At 32.4% G+C, this 18,728-nt stretch carries 17 protein-coding genes; 10 read left to right on the top strand and 7 right to left on the bottom strand.

What is annotated here, in order from left to right; translation table 11 throughout:
- Nucleotides 1-54 precede the first annotated feature (54 nt).
- On the bottom strand, nt 55-1,068 hold the full coding sequence (galE, locus tag EIG86_RS10420; RefSeq protein ID WP_127846118.1) for a UDP-glucose 4-epimerase GalE: 1,014 nt from the start codon (nt 1,066-1,068) through the stop codon (nt 55-57).
- A 95-nt stretch (nt 1,069-1,163) separates the two neighbouring features.
- On the opposite strand from galE, the gene EIG86_RS10415 reads away from it, so the two are divergent.
- Nucleotides 1,164-1,463: a DUF3817 domain-containing protein gene (locus EIG86_RS10415; protein ID WP_127846117.1), complete on the top strand. Its 300-nt coding sequence runs from the start codon at nt 1,164-1,166 to the stop codon at nt 1,461-1,463.
- A gap of 1 nt (nt 1,464) precedes the next feature.
- Here EIG86_RS10415 and EIG86_RS10410 read toward each other — a convergent pair whose 3' ends face one another.
- Both EIG86_RS10410 and EIG86_RS10405 read right to left on the bottom strand, forming a co-directional pair.
- A complete protein-coding gene (locus EIG86_RS10410) occupies nt 1,465-1,854 on the bottom strand; it encodes an acyl-CoA thioesterase (protein WP_127846116.1) in 390 nt (129 codons plus the stop codon).
- Nucleotides 1,855-1,866: 12 nt separating this feature from the next.
- The gene (locus EIG86_RS10405; protein ID WP_127846115.1) at nt 1,867-2,292 is read right to left on the bottom strand and encodes an NUDIX domain-containing protein; all 426 of its coding nucleotides are present in this window, start codon (nt 2,290-2,292) and stop codon (nt 1,867-1,869) included.
- 123 nt (nt 2,293-2,415) lie between these two features.
- On the opposite strand from EIG86_RS10405, the gene EIG86_RS10400 reads away from it, so the two are divergent.
- The 7 genes from EIG86_RS10400 (at nt 2,416) to EIG86_RS10370 (ending at nt 11,728) form a co-directional block, all read left to right on the top strand.
- On the top strand, nt 2,416-2,898 hold the full coding sequence (locus EIG86_RS10400) for a GbsR/MarR family transcriptional regulator (RefSeq protein WP_127846114.1): 483 nt from the start codon (nt 2,416-2,418) through the stop codon (nt 2,896-2,898).
- Nucleotides 2,888-4,000 carry an efflux RND transporter periplasmic adaptor subunit gene (locus EIG86_RS10395; RefSeq protein WP_127846113.1) on the top strand — a complete coding sequence of 371 codons (1,113 nt, stop codon included), beginning with the start codon at nt 2,888-2,890 and terminating at the stop codon, nt 3,998-4,000. Before EIG86_RS10400 ends, EIG86_RS10395 begins: the two co-directional genes overlap by 11 nt.
- A 6-nt stretch (nt 4,001-4,006) precedes the next feature.
- Nucleotides 4,007-7,171 (top strand): efflux RND transporter permease subunit, encoded by a 3,165-nt coding sequence (locus tag EIG86_RS10390; RefSeq protein ID WP_127846112.1) that lies wholly within the window; start codon nt 4,007-4,009, stop codon nt 7,169-7,171.
- A gap of 11 nt (nt 7,172-7,182) precedes the next feature.
- Nucleotides 7,183-8,577 carry a TolC family protein gene (locus EIG86_RS10385; protein ID WP_127846111.1) on the top strand — a complete coding sequence of 465 codons (1,395 nt, stop codon included), beginning with the start codon at nt 7,183-7,185 and terminating at the stop codon, nt 8,575-8,577.
- Nucleotides 8,578-8,769: 192 nt separating this feature from the next.
- The gene (locus tag EIG86_RS10380) at nt 8,770-9,900 is read left to right on the top strand and encodes an ABC transporter substrate-binding protein (RefSeq protein ID WP_127846110.1); all 1,131 of its coding nucleotides are present in this window, start codon (nt 8,770-8,772) and stop codon (nt 9,898-9,900) included.
- Nucleotides 9,896-10,924 carry an iron ABC transporter permease gene (locus EIG86_RS10375; RefSeq protein WP_127846109.1) on the top strand — a complete coding sequence of 343 codons (1,029 nt, stop codon included), beginning with the start codon at nt 9,896-9,898 and terminating at the stop codon, nt 10,922-10,924. The genes EIG86_RS10380 and EIG86_RS10375 overlap by 5 nt, the downstream gene beginning before the upstream one ends.
- A 3-nt stretch (nt 10,925-10,927) precedes the next feature.
- Nucleotides 10,928-11,728 carry an ABC transporter ATP-binding protein gene (locus EIG86_RS10370; RefSeq protein WP_127846292.1) on the top strand — a complete coding sequence of 267 codons (801 nt, stop codon included), beginning with the start codon at nt 10,928-10,930 and terminating at the stop codon, nt 11,726-11,728.
- Here the strand turns inward: EIG86_RS10370 and EIG86_RS10365 are convergent.
- Nucleotides 11,725-12,585: a Brp/Blh family beta-carotene 15,15'-dioxygenase gene (locus EIG86_RS10365; RefSeq protein WP_240032213.1), complete on the bottom strand. Its 861-nt coding sequence runs from the start codon at nt 12,583-12,585 to the stop codon at nt 11,725-11,727. The genes EIG86_RS10370 and EIG86_RS10365 overlap by 4 nt on opposite strands.
- 131 nt (nt 12,586-12,716) lie before the next feature.
- Between EIG86_RS10365 and EIG86_RS10360 the strand changes: the two genes are divergently transcribed.
- Nucleotides 12,717-13,454, top strand: a complete 738-nt coding sequence (locus tag EIG86_RS10360; RefSeq protein WP_240032206.1) for a bacteriorhodopsin-like — start codon at nt 12,717-12,719, stop codon at nt 13,452-13,454.
- A 387-nt stretch (nt 13,455-13,841) separates the two neighbouring features.
- Here EIG86_RS10360 and EIG86_RS10355 read toward each other — a convergent pair whose 3' ends face one another.
- Together EIG86_RS10355 and EIG86_RS10350 are read right to left on the bottom strand one after the other, a co-directional pair.
- Nucleotides 13,842-14,288 (bottom strand): hypothetical protein, encoded by a 447-nt coding sequence (locus EIG86_RS10355; protein WP_127846108.1) that lies wholly within the window; start codon nt 14,286-14,288, stop codon nt 13,842-13,844.
- A 497-nt stretch (nt 14,289-14,785) separates the two neighbouring features.
- Nucleotides 14,786-16,456, bottom strand: a complete 1,671-nt coding sequence (locus EIG86_RS10350) for a hypothetical protein (RefSeq protein ID WP_127846107.1) — start codon at nt 16,454-16,456, stop codon at nt 14,786-14,788.
- A 234-nt stretch (nt 16,457-16,690) separates the two neighbouring features.
- Here EIG86_RS10350 and EIG86_RS10345 point away from each other — a divergent pair, with 234 nt between their 5' ends.
- The gene (locus EIG86_RS10345; RefSeq protein WP_127846106.1) at nt 16,691-17,746 is read left to right on the top strand and encodes an IS110 family RNA-guided transposase; all 1,056 of its coding nucleotides are present in this window, start codon (nt 16,691-16,693) and stop codon (nt 17,744-17,746) included.
- Nucleotides 17,747-18,117: 371 nt separating this feature from the next.
- Here EIG86_RS10345 and EIG86_RS10340 read toward each other — a convergent pair whose 3' ends face one another.
- Nucleotides 18,118-18,453 carry a DUF4844 domain-containing protein gene (locus EIG86_RS10340; protein ID WP_240032212.1) on the bottom strand — a complete coding sequence of 112 codons (336 nt, stop codon included), beginning with the start codon at nt 18,451-18,453 and terminating at the stop codon, nt 18,118-18,120.
- Between the last annotated feature and the right edge of the window lie 275 nt (nt 18,454-18,728).

Raw genomic sequence — 18,728 nt, 5'->3', positions numbered from 1 at the left:
ATTGAAAGTAAACTAATTTATGGATTCTGAAAAATTGAACTCAACATTAATAAATCAATCTTGTTTTTGTTCCCATTTCCAAGCACTCTCCAAAGCATCTTCTAAAGAAAATTTTGCTTCCCAGCCAAGTTCCTTATTAACTTTTGTTGTGTCAGCAAAAGCTTCTGTGACATCACCCGGACGACGACCTGTAATTTTGTAATTCAATTTTTGACCACTGACTTTCTCAAAAGTCTTAATGACTTCAAGCACAGAATTTCCTTTCCCAGTACCGACATTAAACACTTCGAAGTTTTTGTTCATATTTTTGCTCAGAAGACGTTCCAAAGCAACTATATGAGCTTCTGCCAAATCCATAACATGGATATAATCTCGAATACACGTTCCATCTTTTGTTGGATAATCATCACCAAAAACAGAGAGTTGTTCTCGTTTTCCTGCCGCTGTTTGCGTAATGAACGGAATTAAATTTTGAGGAGTTCCAATAGGTAACTCTCCTATTTCTGCAGATGGATGAGCGCCGACAGGATTGAAATATCTTAAAGAAATAGATTTAAATTTTGGTACAGATTGACAAGTATCCAAAATAATTTCTTCTCCAATTTGTTTAGTATTTCCGTAAGGTGATAAAGCTTTTTTAACAGGTGCACTTTCAGTAATTGGCAATTCATCTGCTTGACCATAAACTGTACATGAAGAACTGAAAATTAAGTTTTGATATGGTAATTTTGATAAATTTTGAAGTAAATATACCAAGGTGTTAATATTATTTTCATAATAATGCAGTGGATTTTCAACACTTTCTCCAACAGCTTTTGAAGCCGCAAAATGAATCACACCGTGGATATCATTATGAAGTCTGAAAAATTCTGAAGTATGGTTTTTATTTTTTAAATCCAATTTTGTAAATATTGGTGTTTTACCAGTAATTTTTACAATACCTTCTAAAACACTTAATGATGAATTGGATAAATCATCAACAATAACTACTTCGTATCCTTTATTTTGAAGCGCAACAACAGTATGAGAACCGATAAAACCAAGTCCTCCTGTAACTAATATTTTCATAGGTCAGTGATTAATTTAAAATCTTAATATTACGCAAAATAGTAAAAATTCTCAGTCTAAAAATTCAAATTAATCTATTTTTGTTAAAAAAATAAATGTCAACAAACAGTAATTCAATCAGCCTTTTCAGATGGATCAGTACACTAGAAGCGATTTCATTTTTAGTTTTGCTTTTTATTGCGATGCCTCTAAAATACATTTGGGATATGCCAGAATATGTGAGAATAGTTGGTATGGCTCACGGTATTCTATTTATACTTTACCTCATCGGCGGATACTGGATGTTTGAAAAACTGAATTGGTCGGTCAAGGTCTTGTTTATTGTATTTTTATCTTCTGTACTTCCTTTTGGTCCTTTTATTGTTGAGAAAAAGTACCTGCCCAAAAAACAATAAATTACTGCTCTAGCCTATCTTTTACATACTCAATTTTGGTTTTGCCGTGTGGTTTGGAATTTCCATTTTCATCTAAACTCACCATAACAATTTTTTCAATTTTAATAATGCTTTGTCGAGTCATTTTGTTTCTGACTTCACATTTCAAAGTCAAAGAAGCTGAACCAAACTTAACAACTTCAATACCTATTTCAACAATATCACCTTGCTTAGCGGAACTTTGAAAATCAATTTCACTCATGTACTTGGTTACTGTTTTTGGATTTTCTAGCTGAATTATAGAATACAATGCAGCCTCCTCATCTATCCAAGCCAGAAGTTTGCCGCCAAATAAAGTTCCATTAGGATTCAAATCTTCAGGCTTAATCCATTTTCTGGTGTGAAATCTCATATTGAATGTAATTTATAAGTTGAATATTTTTTGTTTCGCTTTTTCTAAAATATTTTTATGGTCGAAGGCTAAATTACTGATTTTTTCTAAATCTATCCATTCTGCTTCTGCTGCATCATCACTTCCTTCAACAAATTTTTCTTCTGAAATTACTGCAGCAAAAGCAAAAGTTATGGTTCTGCTTCTAGGGTCGCGATCGGGCTGATCGTAGTAATCAATAAAATTAAATTCATTAACATCTATCGACAAACCTGTTTCTTCTTTCAACTCTCGCTGACATGCATTGATAACCAACTCATGATTGTCTACAAATCCACCTGGAAATGCAAAGCTGCCTTTGTATGGTTCATTTTTACGTTTGATGAGTAAGATTTTAGTTCCTTCATCATTTTTACAAAAAACAACAGCATCTGCTGTAACTTTAATCTCTTGATTCATAATTATTTAAATTATTCCAGTTCTTATTTTAAAAAAAATTCAATTTATTAACAAAATTTTGTTATCAGTTTGTTCGGTTGAAGCCGAACTAAACTTTAATTTTGTCTCATGTAAATTAGAAATATGAGTTCAAAACCCAAAAATAAGGAATCTATCATTCGAAAACTAAGCACTCATTTTGAAGAAGTTCATAGTTTGCCGCCTTTAGCTGCAAAAATTTATGCTTTACTGGTTATGGCTGACCAGCCGACCTACACTTTCGATGAAATTTTAGAATACACTTGTGCAAGCAAAAGTTCTGTTTCTGAACAACTGAATTGTTTAATAGATAAAGGTAAAGTAGAATTTGAAACAAAAACAGATTCTAGAAAACGTCATTTCAAAACCAATCTTAATTATTTGACCGATACTTTGAAAGATTATAAAAATCAAATTGAAAAGGAAATTGATGTTATCAACGAAGTGATTAATTACAAAACAAACCAAAATCTCGACAGAGAATTGACGCACATTCTTAAAGAACATTTCACAAACACACATAAAAACATTTCAGAAACGCTCCAAAAAATGTCTCAAATTGAAAATAAACAAAACGATGAAAAATAACCAATCACTTGCTATACTTATTATCGCAGGTATATTTGCGATTTCCTGCCAAAAAGGAGAGCAAAACCAAGAGCAATTACAAACTCCGACTTTGCCAGTTGTTGAGTTGCAACAAAAAGAAATTACAACTTATAAGTCATATCCAACGACACTGGAAGGCGAAGTAAGTAGTGATATCCGAGCAAAAGTTTCAGGCTATATTACCGAAGTTTTAGTCGAAGAAGGTGAAGAAGTTAAAAAAAATCAACCACTTTTTAAACTAGAAACTCGAAGTTTAAGCCAAGACGCTTCTTCAGCTCAAGCCCGTGTGAATGCTGCACAAATTGAAGTAAATAAGCTGAAACCATTAGTTGAAAAAGACATTATAAGTGAAGTTCAATTAGAAACTGCCGAGGCTAATTTGGCAACAGCTAAAAGTCAACTACAAAGTATTCAGGCAAATATTGGTTATGCAAATATCAATAGTCCGGTTGACGGCTATATTGGCGACGTAAATTTTAGAACTGGTGCTTTGATCAGTCCTTCAGATGTTATGCCATTGACGAAAGTGGTCAAAACCAAGCAAGTTTATGCCTATTTTTCTGTGAATGAGAGTGAATATTATGAGTTTTCTAGAAACTATACTTCAGAAGAAAATTCTAATTTAATCAAATCTCTTCCAGAGGTGACTTTAATTATGTCTAACGGAGAGGAATATGAAATAAAAGGAAAAATCAGTAGTATTTCTAGTCAAGTAAATACAGAAACTGGTTCAGTAAATTTCCGAGCTACATTTGAAAACACCAACCAGATATTGAAAGATGGTGCTTCTGGAACAATTAAAATTCCTAGCATCTATAAAGATGCTATCGTCATTCCGCGTTTGTCCACTTTTGAGCGACAAGGTAAAGTTCTTGCGTTTCAATTTCAAAAAGATTCTGTAGTTGAACGTCCACTTGAAACTATTTCAGCAGATAAATATTACATCATTAAGTCGGGACTTTCAGCAAAAGATACGATTGTTGCCAAAGGTGCTAATAAGATAAAAAACGGAGACAAAATAAAACCACAACACACAACATTGGATTCAATTGTCAATTCATTCGATAAAGTTTTTAAATAAAACCTCATGTTAAAAAAATTCATAGAAAGACCAGTTTTATCAACTGTTGTATCGATTATCATTGTGATTTTAGGTATTCTGGGTATCGAACAATTGCCGGTGACACAATATCCAGACATCGCACCACCAACAGTTCGGGTTACATCCAATTATCCTGGCGCCAACGCCGAAACCATTTTGGAAAGCGTTATTATTCCGATCGAAGAGCAAATCAACGGCGTTGAAGGAATGACTTATATTACTTCGTCAGCAAGTAATGATGGAAGCGCAACAATTACAGTTTTCTTTGAACAAGAATATGACCCAGATATTGCCGCAGTAAATGTTCAAAACCGAGTTTCTAGAGCTAATGCTGTGCTTCCAGATGAAGTGATTCGTGCCGGTGTTATTACTGAAAAACAACAGAATTCTGCTTTGCTATATGCGGCCATTTTTTCTGAAAATCCAGATTATTCAGACACTTATGTTCAAAATTATTTAAATATTAATGTCAAACCCGAATTACAACGAATAAATGGAGTGGCAAATGTTTCGGTTTTTGGTGGCAAAGATTACGCGATGCGAGTTTGGCTTGATCCACAAAAAATGGCGAGTTACAATATAAGTTCATCTGAAGTTATAGCAGCAATTAATCAACAAAGTCAAGAAGCTGCTGCAGGTTCTGTAGCCCAGAATGCTGGAAAATCTTTTGAATATGTAATCACTTACAAAGGCCGTTTAAAAACTTCAGAAGAATATGGAGAAATAATTCTGAAAACTTTAAATAATAATGAATATCTTCAATTGAAGGATGTCGCAAAAGTAGAATTAGACGCCTTTTCCTATAATTCGCTATCTAGAAGTAAAGGAAATCCAGGAGTGAATTTTGGTATTTTCCAAACACCAGGATCAAATGCTCAAGAAATCATTGAACGCATTTATGTCAAAATGGATGAATTAGAGCAAGATTTTCCCGATGGTATTGAATACTTAATTAATTACGACACCAATAAATTCTTAACAGCCTCTATCAATAAAGTTCAAAAAACCTTAATTGAAGCCTTTTTATTGGTCTTTTTGGTTGTCTTTTTGTTTTTACAAGATTTCAAATCGACCTTAATTCCTGCTATTGCGGTTCCGGTTTCTATTATTGGTACATTTTTCTTTCTGAATTTATTTGGATATTCGATTAATTTATTGACCTTATTTGCATTGCTTTTAGCGATTGGTATCGTGGTAGATGATGCTATTGTTGTCGTAGAAGCCGTTTATGCAAAATTAGAAAGTGGAGCTAAAAGTGCCAAAGAAGCATCTGTTTCTGCAATGAGTGAAATTAGTGGTGCCATTGTTTCCATTACGCTGGTCATGGCTGCTGTGTTCGTTCCAATTACATTTATCAAAGGTCCAGCCGGAGTGTTTTATGAACAATTTGGTGTAACATTGATTGTAGCGATTTTAATTTCTGCGGTAAATGCACTGACTTTAAGTCCGGCTTTGTGTGCACTATTTTTAAAGCCTGTTAGTGAAAAATCTGAAAAACAAAATTTACTCAAACGGTTTTTCAATGCCTTTAATGCGGGTTTCAATGCTTTACTCGATAAATACGTTCATTCATTGAAATTTTTGTTGAGACAAAAATGGATTGCTTTTCTAATTCTGATAATTGCTGGTGTTGCTATTTTCTTCGCTAATAAAATGACGCCAACGGGTTTTGTGCCAACCGAAGATCGTGGTGTGGTTTTTATGAATATGGAATTACCCGAAGGCGCTTCACTTGATAGAACTTACAAAGCAACCGAGATGATTTACGATCGGATATCGGATATTGAAGGAATTAGAACAGCATCCTTAATTAGTGGTCGGAACTTCTTCAATGGTTCTGGGAGTTCTTATGGTCAGGGCTTCATTATCCTAAACGATTGGGAAGAACGGACAACTGATGCTACTCAACTCAACGCAATTGTTGGAAAATTGAACCAAGCCATCGCAGATATTAGTGATGCCGAAATCCTATTTTTCACACCATCCAGTGTTCCAGGTTATGGTGCTGCGGATGGTTTTGAAATGCAACTAATTGACAGGTCTGCATCAAGCTTCGATGAACTAGATGCCGAAGCCACCAATTTTGTTAGTGCATTGAATCGAAAACAAGCTATTGCTTTTGCTTCAAACTCATTTAGCACGCAGTTTCCACAATTCCAAATGGATATTGATGTTCCTAAAGCCAAGGCAAGTGGCGTTTCAGTAGATGACATTCTGTCGACTATGCAGGCTTATGTTGGAGGATTTTATGTTTCGAATTTTTCACGTTTTGGAAAGCAGTTTCGTGTTTACATTCAAGCTTTGCCCGAAGAACGTGAAGATGAAAATAGTTTAAACAGTATTTTTGTGAAATTAGACTCAGGTCAAAACGCACCAATTTCTGAATTTGTAAAACTAGACCGAGTTTATGGTCCACAAGTTGTAAAACGCTTCAACCTTTATAATTCCGTAACTATAAATGGTTCTTCTAAGCCTGGATTTAGTTCGGGTGATGCTATAGATGCTATAAGACAAACCGCTGAAGCTGAACTTGGCAATAATTATGACATTGAATTTTCTGGAATTACCAGAGAAGAAATTGCTGCTAGCGGTCAATCTATCATTATTTTTGCACTTAGTATTGTATTTGTATATTTTTTCTTAGCAGCACAATACGAGAGTTATCTCTTACCATTTTCAGTAATTTTATCCTTACCGATAGGCGTTGCTGGTGCTTTTTGGAGTACAAATATCGCAGGATTAGAAAATAATATTTATTTCCAAATCGCTTTAATTATGCTACTCGGATTATTGGCAAAAAATGCAATTTTAATTGTTGAATTCGCCATTCAAAGACGTCAAGAAGGCATGAGTTTATACGAATCTGCTTTGGACGCTTCGCGTGTCAGACTCAGACCAATATTGATGACTTCTTTCGCATTTATACTAGGCTTACTGCCACTTGTGTTGGCAACTGGCGTTGGTGCCAAAGGAAATAATTCAATAGGAACCGGTGCTGCTGGTGGTTTATTAATCGGTACAGTTATAGGTGTATTTGTAATTCCCGTGCTGTTTGTTGTCTTCCAATGGCTTCAGGAAAAAGTGAGTCCGTCTTCTAGAGAGCGAATAGAGGAATCTCAAAAAAAGTTGAATTCAACTAAAAATAATTAAATTATTTAAAAATGAAAATAATTTTTAAAAGCATATTTATAATATTTATCAGTTTTTCATTACAGTCTTGTTTTGTTGCCAAAGATTATGAAAGGCCTGAAGAAATTACGGATGAGTTGAAGTTTCGTACTGAAAATATTGAAACAGATACGAATAACATTGCAAAATTAAGTTGGAAAAATATCTTTGAAGACGAAGTTTTGCAGCAACATATTGATGAAGCGCTTGAAAACAATCAAGATATTCGTATTGCACTTCAGCAAATTCAAATAGCGAATTCATATTTCAAACAAGGAAAAGCTGGCTACTACCCTAGCCTAAATGTAAATGGTGAATATACTCATCAAGAATTGGCTCCAAATTCTCAATTCGGTAGTTTTTTTTCGTCCTTAGATCAATATGAACTTAGTGCAAGCTTATCTTGGGAAGCAGATATTTGGGGAAAAATCAGAAGTAATAAACGTGCATTTCAAGCGCAATATTTACAAACTCAAGCCGCTCATAAAGCGGTTAAAACTGAATTGATTGCGAATGTTGCTTCAGCCTATTTCCAATTGATGGCATTGGATGAACAAATAAAAACCACAGAAATTACTATTGAAAATCGTAAAAATAGTCTTGAAGTCACTAAAGCTTTAAAAGACGCTGGAAATGTGAATTCTGTAGCCGTTAACCAAACCAAAGCTCAACTTCATACAGCTGAAGCGATTTTATTAGATCTCGAAAATGACACTAAATTATTGGAAAATACATTGTCTATTTTACTAGGTAAAACGCCTGAAAAAATTGTAAGAAATTCATTTGAAAATCAAAATGTTAATGATTCTTTGATGACTGGCGTGCCTTCAGATTTACTGGAAAACAGACCTGATGTAATTCAAGCAGAATACCAATTTATCAATGCTTTTGAAATGACAAATGTCGCAAAAAGCAATTTTTATCCATCAATAACAATTTCAGCAACGAGTGGATTACAAAGTTTAAGTTTGAGCGATTTTATATCAGGAAATTCAATTTTCGCAACTTTTATCGGGGGTTTAACACAACCTATTTTCAACAGAAGACAAATTAAAACCGAATATGAAGTGGCGCAATCTGAGCAAAAACAAGCCTTTTTGAATTTTGAAAAAACCTTGATTACCGCCAGTAAAGAAGTCTCTGATGCTATTCTGAATTATGAATATGCCAAGAAAAAAATAAAAATAAAAACTAGCGAATATGAAGCCTACCAAAGTGCTGTAGAAGATTCTCAAGAATTATTAAAAAATGGTCTAGCTAATTATTTGGAAGTTTTGAACGCTCGAGAAAATAGTCTAAACACCAAGTTAGATCTCATCAACGCTGAGTTGACAAAATATAACGCCATGATAGATTTATACCGAAGCCTTGGTGGTGGTTGGCAATAATTGATTTTTGATTTGTTTTTTTTTGATTAAAAAGCCGTTTTAAAAAGTTAAAACGGCTTTTTTTATTAAGATTTCAGTTTATTATTTTTAGTTGTAAATTTTCAAATTTACGCTCAAAATAAACCACACTTCTCTAAGTTCGTAAAGCCATTAAATTTTAAATAATCTTACTTTTGTCTAAAATTCAATTTTATGAACAAAATCTTTTACCTATTGGCAGTAATTTGTTTACTGTCTTGTCAGGATAAACCTAAAAAAATTACAGAACTTGGTGATTTTGAAGAAGTCAAAGTTGACTATGCTAAAGGTTTTTCTATAAAGAAATATAAAGATTTCACACAAATAAACGTACACAAACCTTGGCCTGATGCAGAAAAAGACTTGATTTATATTGTGGCAGATGAAAATATTCAGTTGCCTGAAAATTTTGAATACGAGGCGCTAATTACAAAACCTGTCGATAAAATTGTTACTACTTCCACCACTCACATTCCTTCTCTAATAAGTTTGGATAAAATTGAAAACCTGGTTGGTTTTCCTAACTTAGATTATATATCATCTAAAGAAGCTCGAAAATTGATCAACGAAGGTGAAATTAGAGATATTGGTCAAAATGAATCTATAAATACTGAAGTTTTACTTTCACTTCAACCTGATTTAATATTTAGTTTCGCTATTGAAGGTCGAAATAAAACTTTAGATCAAGCTAGAAATGCTGGAATTCCTGTAATTTATAATAGTGATTGGTTAGAAGAAAACCCGTTAGGCAAAGCAGAATGGATTAAATTTTTTGGTGCTTTTCTTGGTAAATTAGATCAAGCTGAAAGCGAGTTTAATCAAGTAGTTTCTGACTATAAAGCCACAAAAAAATTAGCTGAAAAAACTGAGCGTCAACCCACTGTTATTTCTGGCGCAATGCATCAAGACAGATGGTATTTACCTTATGGAAACAGCTGGCAAGCCCAATTTTTTGAAGATGCCAATGCCAATTATATTTATAGTTATACCAAAGGCAAAGGTAGTATTGCTTTAGCTTTTGAAAAGGTTTTAGAGAAAGCACAAGATACAGAGTTTTGGGTTTCACCAGGTCACTATTCTTCTTATGAAGCTTTATTGAGCACTAATAAACATTACGCTGAATTTGAAGCTTTTCAAAATAAAAACATCTATACAATGGCAAATACCAAAGGCGAAACTGGCGGTGTTTTGTTTTATGAACTCGGTCCGAACAGACCAGATTTAATTCTGAAAGACTTGGTCAAAATTTTTCATCCAGATTTGTTATCAGAATATGAATTGACTTTTTTTAAACCTCTAGATTAATTTGAAGAAAAGGCATCTAAATATTTCCATTTTAGGATTTGCTCTGGTCTTAATTATTTTGCTGAGTTTATATTTAGGTTCGGTAAAAATTCCTCTGTCAGATGTTTTGAAAAGTATTTTTGGAATCCCAATAGACAATTCAACTTGGCAATATATTGTTCTGGAATACCGATTACCTAAAAGCTTAACTGCCATTTTAATCGGCTCAGGCTTATCACTTAGTGGACTGCTAATGCAAACACTTTTCAGGAATCCTTTAGCTGGTCCTTATGTTTTAGGACTGAGCAGTGGTGCAAGTTTGGGAGTTGCCATTTTGGTAATGGGTTCAGGCTTGTTTGGTGGAATATTAGGCAGCGCATTTTTTTCTAAATGGAGCATTATTATTGCGGCAAGTTTAGGCAGCTTAATGGTGATGTTAGCCGTACTTACAACTGCCAAAAAAGTAAAAGACACCATGACCTTGCTCATTATAGGTTTGATGGTCGCAAGTCTAACTTCTGCTGTTGTGAGTGTTTTGGCATATTTTAGTAATGCTGAACAACTTCAAATGTATATTTTTTGGTCATTTGGAAGTTTAGGAAATCTAAACTGGATGGAAGTTGGTTTGTTGGGTATTTGTTGGCTCATCGGTATTATTTTGTCAATTTTTAGTATTAAAAATTTAAACGCTCTTCTTTTAGGTGAAAACTATGCAAAAAGCATGGGAGTGAGTTTGTCTAGAAATCGATTGATTATTATCATCAGCACGTCGATTTTAGCGGGAAGTGCAACTGCTTTTGCAGGACCAATTGCTTTTGTAGGATTGGCTGTCCCACATTTGGTTAGACAACTGGTCAAAACCAACGATCACCTAATTTTGTTACCTAGTGTTCTCATTGCAGGTGCAATTGTCATGCTTATTTGTGATGTTATCGCTCAATTACCTGGTAGCGATTTAACTTTGCCAATAAATGCGGTAACTTCTATTTTTGGCGCTCCTATTGTAATTTGGCTTTTGGTAAGGAAACAAAAAATTATGTTCTAAATGATGAACGAAAAAGTACACTCAAAAAACATTTTGAAAGCTGAAAATCTTTCAATTGGATATAAACGCCAATCAGAATCTATTTGTGTTGCCAAAAATATCGATTTTGAAATAAAAACTAAAGAATTGGTTGCTGTCATTGGTGTGAACGGGTCAGGTAAATCTACTTTACTAAAGACTTTATCGAATATTTTACCGCCTTTATCTGGTAATATTTTTCTGAATGAGAGTTCTCTTACTAAAATAGACCAAAAAAAATTATCTAATCTTATCAGCTTAGTTTTAACCAACGAGTCAATTTCAAAAAACATGAGTATATTGGAATTGGTGACTTTAGGCAGACATCCCTACACGAATTGGTTGGGGACATTGACCACTTCTGATCAGAGAAAGGTCCTGAAAGCCATTGAGCAAGTTGGCATGCTTGATCTAAGGAACAAATCTTGTGATTCTTTGAGCGATGGTCAATTTCAAAAAGTTTTAATTGCCAGAGCATTGGCGCAAGATACGCCGCTGATTATTATGGATGAACCTACATCTCATCTGGACATGTATCACAAAGCTTACGTACTTCAACTTTTAAAATCAATTACAAAAACTTCACAAAAAAGTATTGTATTTGCTTCACATGAAATCAATTTAGCGCTTCAATTATGCGATCGAATTATTCTGATAAATAACGGTAAAATTAATGTTGGTACACCTTCAAAATTGATTAAAAATGGTGCTTTTGAAAAATTATTTCCCAAGGATTTGATTGTATTTGATCAGATTTCACAGAGTTTTAGAATGAAAATCAGCTAATTATTATTTTTTTGAAATAATTTTTTCATCACAAAAACATGTGGAAAGCTCACTGCTGCTATAAAAGCAAACAAAAGCGAAAGAAAATTTTGATCATCTTTGAACCACCAAATCACAACTCCCATTCCTAATATAGAAATCAACCAATACCAAAAGGCTCTGCTGAAGTAGCGTTTAAAATTTTTAAAATTGAATGTCCCATAGAGCGTTTTAATCTGATCTTTTAGCGATGGCAAACTATGCCATAAAACAAAATAAACTGTAAAACCCCACAATACGTCTGAAGCATAAAAAATGACCGATAAAACTAAAAGATAGAAAATATTGATTGGTATTGATTGCTTGAATTTATCATTTTTGAAAGCGAATAGGCTTCCAAGTCCTACAGTTCCTATGCAACTTATTATTAAACTCCACTGAAAGTAAGTCGTTTTTAGAGTTAAATTGGTCATATTATGAATAATGACAATAACTTCATTTTGATTTAAATAAAAAATAAGGTTCAAAATGAGTAAACCATAAAAGAAGTAAAATAATAAACTTAGAAAATTTCTTTCAGAAAAATAATTTTGCCAATGTTGTTCTCCAAAATGGTAAGCGCTTATTGCTATGAAAAAGAATAAAGCAAGAATTGTAAAATTGGAAAAAATAAGTACAAAAATTAAAATCAATCCAATGTAGAATCCAAGTATTGACCAAAAACTAAAATTACTTGGACTCATTTTTAGTTTTTTAATTACTAATAAATCATTTGAACCATGCAATAATCCAAAGCTCAATATAGCTGAAATAGACAAAATTTGTAAAAAATATGGAGGTAAATAAATGTTTAGCCAGATGCAAAAAAAACTAAACACAATTATGACATTATAGATATTCAAGACTATTAAATTTTATATCATCAAATATAATTAAAAAGTTTTCATAAAATAAAAATAAGTTGTTTAATATTTTAATATATTTGATTAAACAAAAAATTCAAATAACTATGAGAACTTTTATGTATTTATTAGCTGACGTTTCGAAAATCGCCAGCGACGACTATGTCGGTTTTACTTTTTTCGTAGGTAGTATGGCTATGATGGCCGCATCTGCGTTTTTCTTTTTATCACTAAGTCAGTTTGATAAAAAGTGGAGAACTTCTGTATTGGTTTCAGGACTAATTACATTTATTGCTGCTGTGCATTATTTTTACATGAGAGATTATTGGGATGCTTTTGCAGAATCACCAACTTTCTTTAGGTATGTAGACTGGGTACTCACAGTTCCATTGATGTGTGTTGAGTTTTTCTTAATTCTTCGAGCTGCTGGTGCTAAGAAATCATTGATGGCAAAATTAATTTTCTGGTCAGTAATTATGTTAGTAACTGGTTATTTCGGCGAAGCTGTTTCTCCAGAATATTCTTGGCAATGGGGTCTGGCTTCAGGTATAGCATATTTTATTATAGTTTATATAATATGGTTTGGTGAAGCCAAAAAACTAGCTCAAAACGCTGGTGGAAATGTGCTAAAAGCTCACAATATTCTCTGTTGGTTTGTTTTAGTAGGTTGGGCAATTTATCCAATTGGTTACATTTTAGGAACACCAGGTGGACTGTTCGGAATTGATTTTGGAGTTGATGCATCATTTATGGATGTTGTTTACAACATTGGTGATGCAGTTAACAAGATTGGATTTGGATTGGTTATTTATTCATTAGCAATTAATTCAACTTCTAAAGACTAATTAAACTTAAATTGTATTTTCAAGCCGAATTTTAAAAAATTCGGCTTTTTTTTTATACTTACCAAGCAATTCTTTCCATTTCTGATTTCTAGAATTTTTTTGGTTTCAAAAGTAATTCAGAAGTTTAAATAATGTCATAGGAAATATTTTAGATCAGTTCAGACATTTTATTGAAATTTAAAATATCCACATTTAAGCATTGAACAGAGGTTCAATAAGTTTTTTTCTAGTTTTTTACTCAAATCAAAACGTTTGGCAATATAGTCAGTATGAGTTTGCAGGTGATTTCCTATCAAGGTACACGAAAATTTGAAGCGGACTACAAACCTACTCATATCACTGAAACCAATATCGGATATATTGTGTGTGGTGCAGCGTTATTTATTGTCATTCTTTTTCAAAATTTAGCCCGTTTGGTACTTTAACTTCTCCTTTTAAATATGGATTGATATATATTCGAATTGTGTCTTTTTCATTTTCAGGCTTAAGAATATACAAATCAAGTAGTGGTCCAGTTCCATAGCTTAATGGTTGTCCAGTGTATCTATTTTGTAAGGGAACTGCTGGTTTCTTATAATTAGGATTTTCAATTGAGAATCGTTGAATTAGTTGGAGTTTATTTCCCTTATCAGTTCTAAGTCTAGATAAATAATAGTATGAGGAACCAATGCTATTATTGAGATCTGCATTCTTAATTGTTACAGGATTCTCTGCAGTATAACCATAAGTCTTATCATTGGTTGACTCAATGGATGAGAAAAATTTTGGATTATTAACCGCACATCCAGCTATCAATAATCCAATAATAATTAATGATGAAATTAATTTACTCATTCTATTCATTGTTTTTGTTTTTAGTTTCTTTTTTTAAAGAATTCAATTTCCCTTTAAAATATCTTTAAATATCGGATATCAGAAACTAGCTGTAATCAAATGCTAAGCTTTTTTGTCTTCGTAAAATTCTGAACAACAGTTTCGTGTATGTTTTGTAAGGAGCTTAAATCCTCTTGCTATTCAGTTGAGTTTTCAATTTTTAAATTACTTCATTATCGATTAAACTCCAAAGCCGGTATAAACTAAATGTGCTGTTGAGGTGCGTATTCAATTTACCAGTTTAACCTTTATTTGCAGTCTTATTGTTTATTTTAAATTTAAAGCCAATCTTTTTTTACACACCTTATATTTGTAAAATGTAGAGGTATTACGTATTCTTCAAAATAAGTTCCGCTAACAATTATAAATTTTAATTACTTTAAAATGATATTCAAAAAACTTTAATATTATATATTAATTTGGTTATCGAATTTAAATTATTTTAATTTCTATATAATTCAATTACTGCAATTACCAACAGACAAATCAAATCTACCTGGATTGTAACCATTATCATTAACAATGTAAGTTAATGTTGAACTACTACTATTAGCAACTTGCTCACTAATGCCACAAAAATCAGTCAGTAAATTATTTCTATTTATTTGAATTAAATTCCCAAAACTATTATTTTGAAATGAATCTAAATTTGTTATTTCTGTATCAAAAATTTTCAGTTTAATGATGTTAGCAGAAGAATTAAAAACGTTTATTTGATTTATAGGTTGATTAATACCATTAATAACATTTCCTATACTTAACTGTCCTTCACTAACATTTTCAAAACCATTAATTGATAATAAACTAGGGTTTTCTTTGATAATTAAATGACTATTTTCTAGCATGTTAAAACCATCAATACTTATCAAGTCAGAATTATTATGAATACTAACACTTAAAAAGTCAGTTTGTAATTGATTAAAGCCTGAAAAATGTTCAAACCCAGTATTATTTTTAATTTCTAATCCACCAAAATCAATTGATGTTAAATTTTCGAAAACACTATTAGTCTGTGAAATGTTATTTCCATCAATAGAAATGAAACCATTTAAGATTTGATTTATATTATCAAATCCGTCGATATTATCTAAATCTGTATTATTTACTAAATATATTTCTCCAAGGGTATTAAAATTAAGTAAACCATTAACATTTTTTAAATTATAATTATTATATAAAAATATACTCGTAGATAATTCTTGTTCAGTGTACGAAAAAACATCTAAATTCTCAATAGCTGTATTATGCAAAATTATAGCATCAATATTTCCGCTAAAACTAGGTAGTGATGTTAAATTATTAGAACCAGCAATAGCAACTATTCTTAAGTCAGTTATGTTTCTTAAACCTTCTAGCGATTCTAAAGATTGGTTGTGTAAAGAAGGCTCATCGGAATATGGTGTTGATGCTGATAATATACCTATTTCTAATATTTTTAAATTAGTTAAGTTTGATAATGATTCTACATCAACGACGCTATTACATGAGGAAATATTAAGTAAATTTGAAGACTTTAAATTATTCAATCCAATATTTGAAAAATTTCCTTCAATGAGTAAAATTGATTCTGCGACCTCAAGGTTGTTAAAAGGGCTTAAATCAAATAAGTTTTCATTTTTTTCAATATGAAGTCTTTCAATAGCTTGAACATTTGAAAAGGCATCAATATTTGAAAGCATTCCATTATTTTTAAGAACAATTCTTGTAGAACCACAATAATCAATATTCGTCAAAGCAGTTATATCATTTAAACTTTGATTATTGTCTATTATTACAGATGTAGGTTCATTGAAACACATATATTTTATATTATTCAATCCATTGAGTGATGTCAATCCTGGATTGTTTTGGACAGTTAAACTACCAAATATTCCTTTTAAACTACTTAGAGGTTCTAGAGATGTAATATCTGATGAAATATTTCCAGAGTCACCTATTGCTAATAAACCTTTGACAGAGGAATAATTCTGATTTCCAAAATTGTCAACATCTTCCTGATTTCTTAATACAAAATTTCCAACTATTGCATTTTTTATTAAATCTTCTTGTAAATTTTCATCATCATTAGTACAGGAGTAAAATGAGTAAAAAATTAGTATTATTAATATGTATTTAATAGTCAGTCTCATTATTCAGATGTTTTATTTAGTAATATTATATTTTTTATATGCAAGACAACGGTTTGCGTATATGGTTTGTGGCGACTTAAAATGCGCTCCCGACGCTTCGGGATTTCGGTTAAACTTTTTACTTTCTAAAAATACACAAAACTCTCGTTTCAGCAATAAATTCGAAATTTTTGTTAGCATCAATGAAAAAGCAGAAAGTCCAGTATCTTTAAATTTCATCAAAAATTATAAGATATGAAAACTGAACAAACTGCCTCAATGAAGTTATTCATTGGAATTGACATACACAAGCGTAGTTGGAAAGTTCACCTTTCAACAGATTTATTTTCAGGGAAATCTTTTAGTATGAAGCCTTATCCAGAAGAATTATATAAATATGTTACTAAACATTATCCAGATTATGATGTCACCACCGCTTATGAAGCTGGCTGTTGCGGTTACAAAGCTCACCGCTGTTTTGAGTCTTACCGCTGGCGTTCCTTGGTAGTAAATCCAGCTGATATTTTTCGCAAAGGCAAAGAGCGTTTTACTAAGACTGATAAAATTGATGCTCAGCTTACCAGTCGTGAACTTAAAGATGGTCATTTATCAAGTATTCATGTACCTGATAAAGAGCGTGAAGAGTTGCGTAGTCTCTTTAGAAGGCGGAATGATCTGGTAAAGGACTACCGACGCATTAAGAGTCTTATCAAAATGCAGCTCTTGTATTATGGTGTTCATATCCCTGAGGAGCATGATAATGATCATTGGAGTCATAAATTTAGACAATGGATAGATGAATTGGAGTTCGATTATTCAACAGGAAAAGAAAGCCTAAAGAGTAAAATGAGAAGCTTTAGATTTATAGATAAGGAATTAAGAGAAGTCTCCAATCAGCTCAGAGCTTATTGCCGTAAGCACTATAAACAGGATTATTATCTTTTAAGAAGCATCCCAGGTATTGGCGGAATAGTTGCATGTGGAATATTATCAGAATTAGGAGATCTACGAAGATTCAATAGCTTAAAACAGTTGGCAGGTTATGTAGGTATTGCTCCTGGCGTACATCAAAGCGGATCCAACTATAAAACTATAGGAATGAATCCAAGGGCTCATCGACTGATGCGGTCTTATTTTGTAGAAGCCTCTTGGCAGGCCATAAGAACAGATCCTGTGATGCAAGATTATTACCGCAAGCATTTGGGAAAGGATACCAAGAAGATAGTGATTAAGGTTGCCAGAAAGCTACTAAGCAGAACTTTAGCTGTAATAAAAACCAAAATTCCTTACGAGATAGGAGTAATTAAATAACAGAATTTAAGTAAACAAAAAAATATAAACCAATAACAAAGCTCACAATGAACCTAAAGTCCATATCACAAAACAGCGTAGGTGGCCAGAAGTATACATTACATCAGGATCACATTTTGTTAGCAAGTGAATGGACTTTTTAACTTACACTCATAGAGATGCTGGTGGCAATAGATATCTATTGACCACACATAGGATGCTGAGCAAGTTATTATTTTACATTTTATAAGCTGTGAAGCAAGCTTCAAAGCTTATAAAACGTGATAAAAAATTAATCGTAAATGAGATAGGTCTTAAAAGAAAAATATTATAAATTTGAATGAAGATCAGGACGATTGCTTTTCATAGGATGCGTTGTTGGCAACAGTTTTTTAATTTTTATTTGTCATTTCGTTCGGGTCAAAACCGTACATAAATTTATTCAGTTGTCCATTCGAACTTTCCAGTCCTACAATGTCCATTAATTCCTCAAAATACGTGCAAACTCTTTCTCGGTCTTCAGTGTCCAATTCCATATAAACGTCCGCAAACCTTGAAAGACCGATTTTAATTTTCTCTTGATATTTTTTGTCAGTCGAATTTTCAGATTCCGCTACGCTCTTAAAGTCAGACGCAACACTATTAATTTTCTCTGTAAAAATCGGTCGCATTTTTTCGTCAGCTATGCCAGGATAGTAATTTTTCGCTACGAACTTTTTCTTAGCGATAAATTCCGCAAATTTTTCATTTGCATTTTTCAGGTGTTTTCATTTCATTCCCATTTTGTCCGCAAGCAGATAAAGTTAAAAACAGAACTAATATTTTAATGTATTTCGTCATTTCTCAAATTGGTGCCAACGGTCTTGTGTATGATTTCGTTGCGTGTTTAAGTACTAAAGTTAGCAAATAAATCACAGATAGAAAGACTGCGAGGATTTTCGTAAGTAGGCTTGCACTAGCAATTAATTTTATAAGGTGTCAGGGCAAGTTTTTTATTTTCTAT

Source organism: Psychroflexus aestuariivivens (assembly GCF_004010055.1).
In the GTDB taxonomy this organism is placed as follows: Bacteria; Bacteroidota; Bacteroidia; order Flavobacteriales; family Flavobacteriaceae; genus Psychroflexus; species Psychroflexus aestuariivivens.
This window is presented reverse-complemented; position numbering and strand designations above follow the sequence as displayed.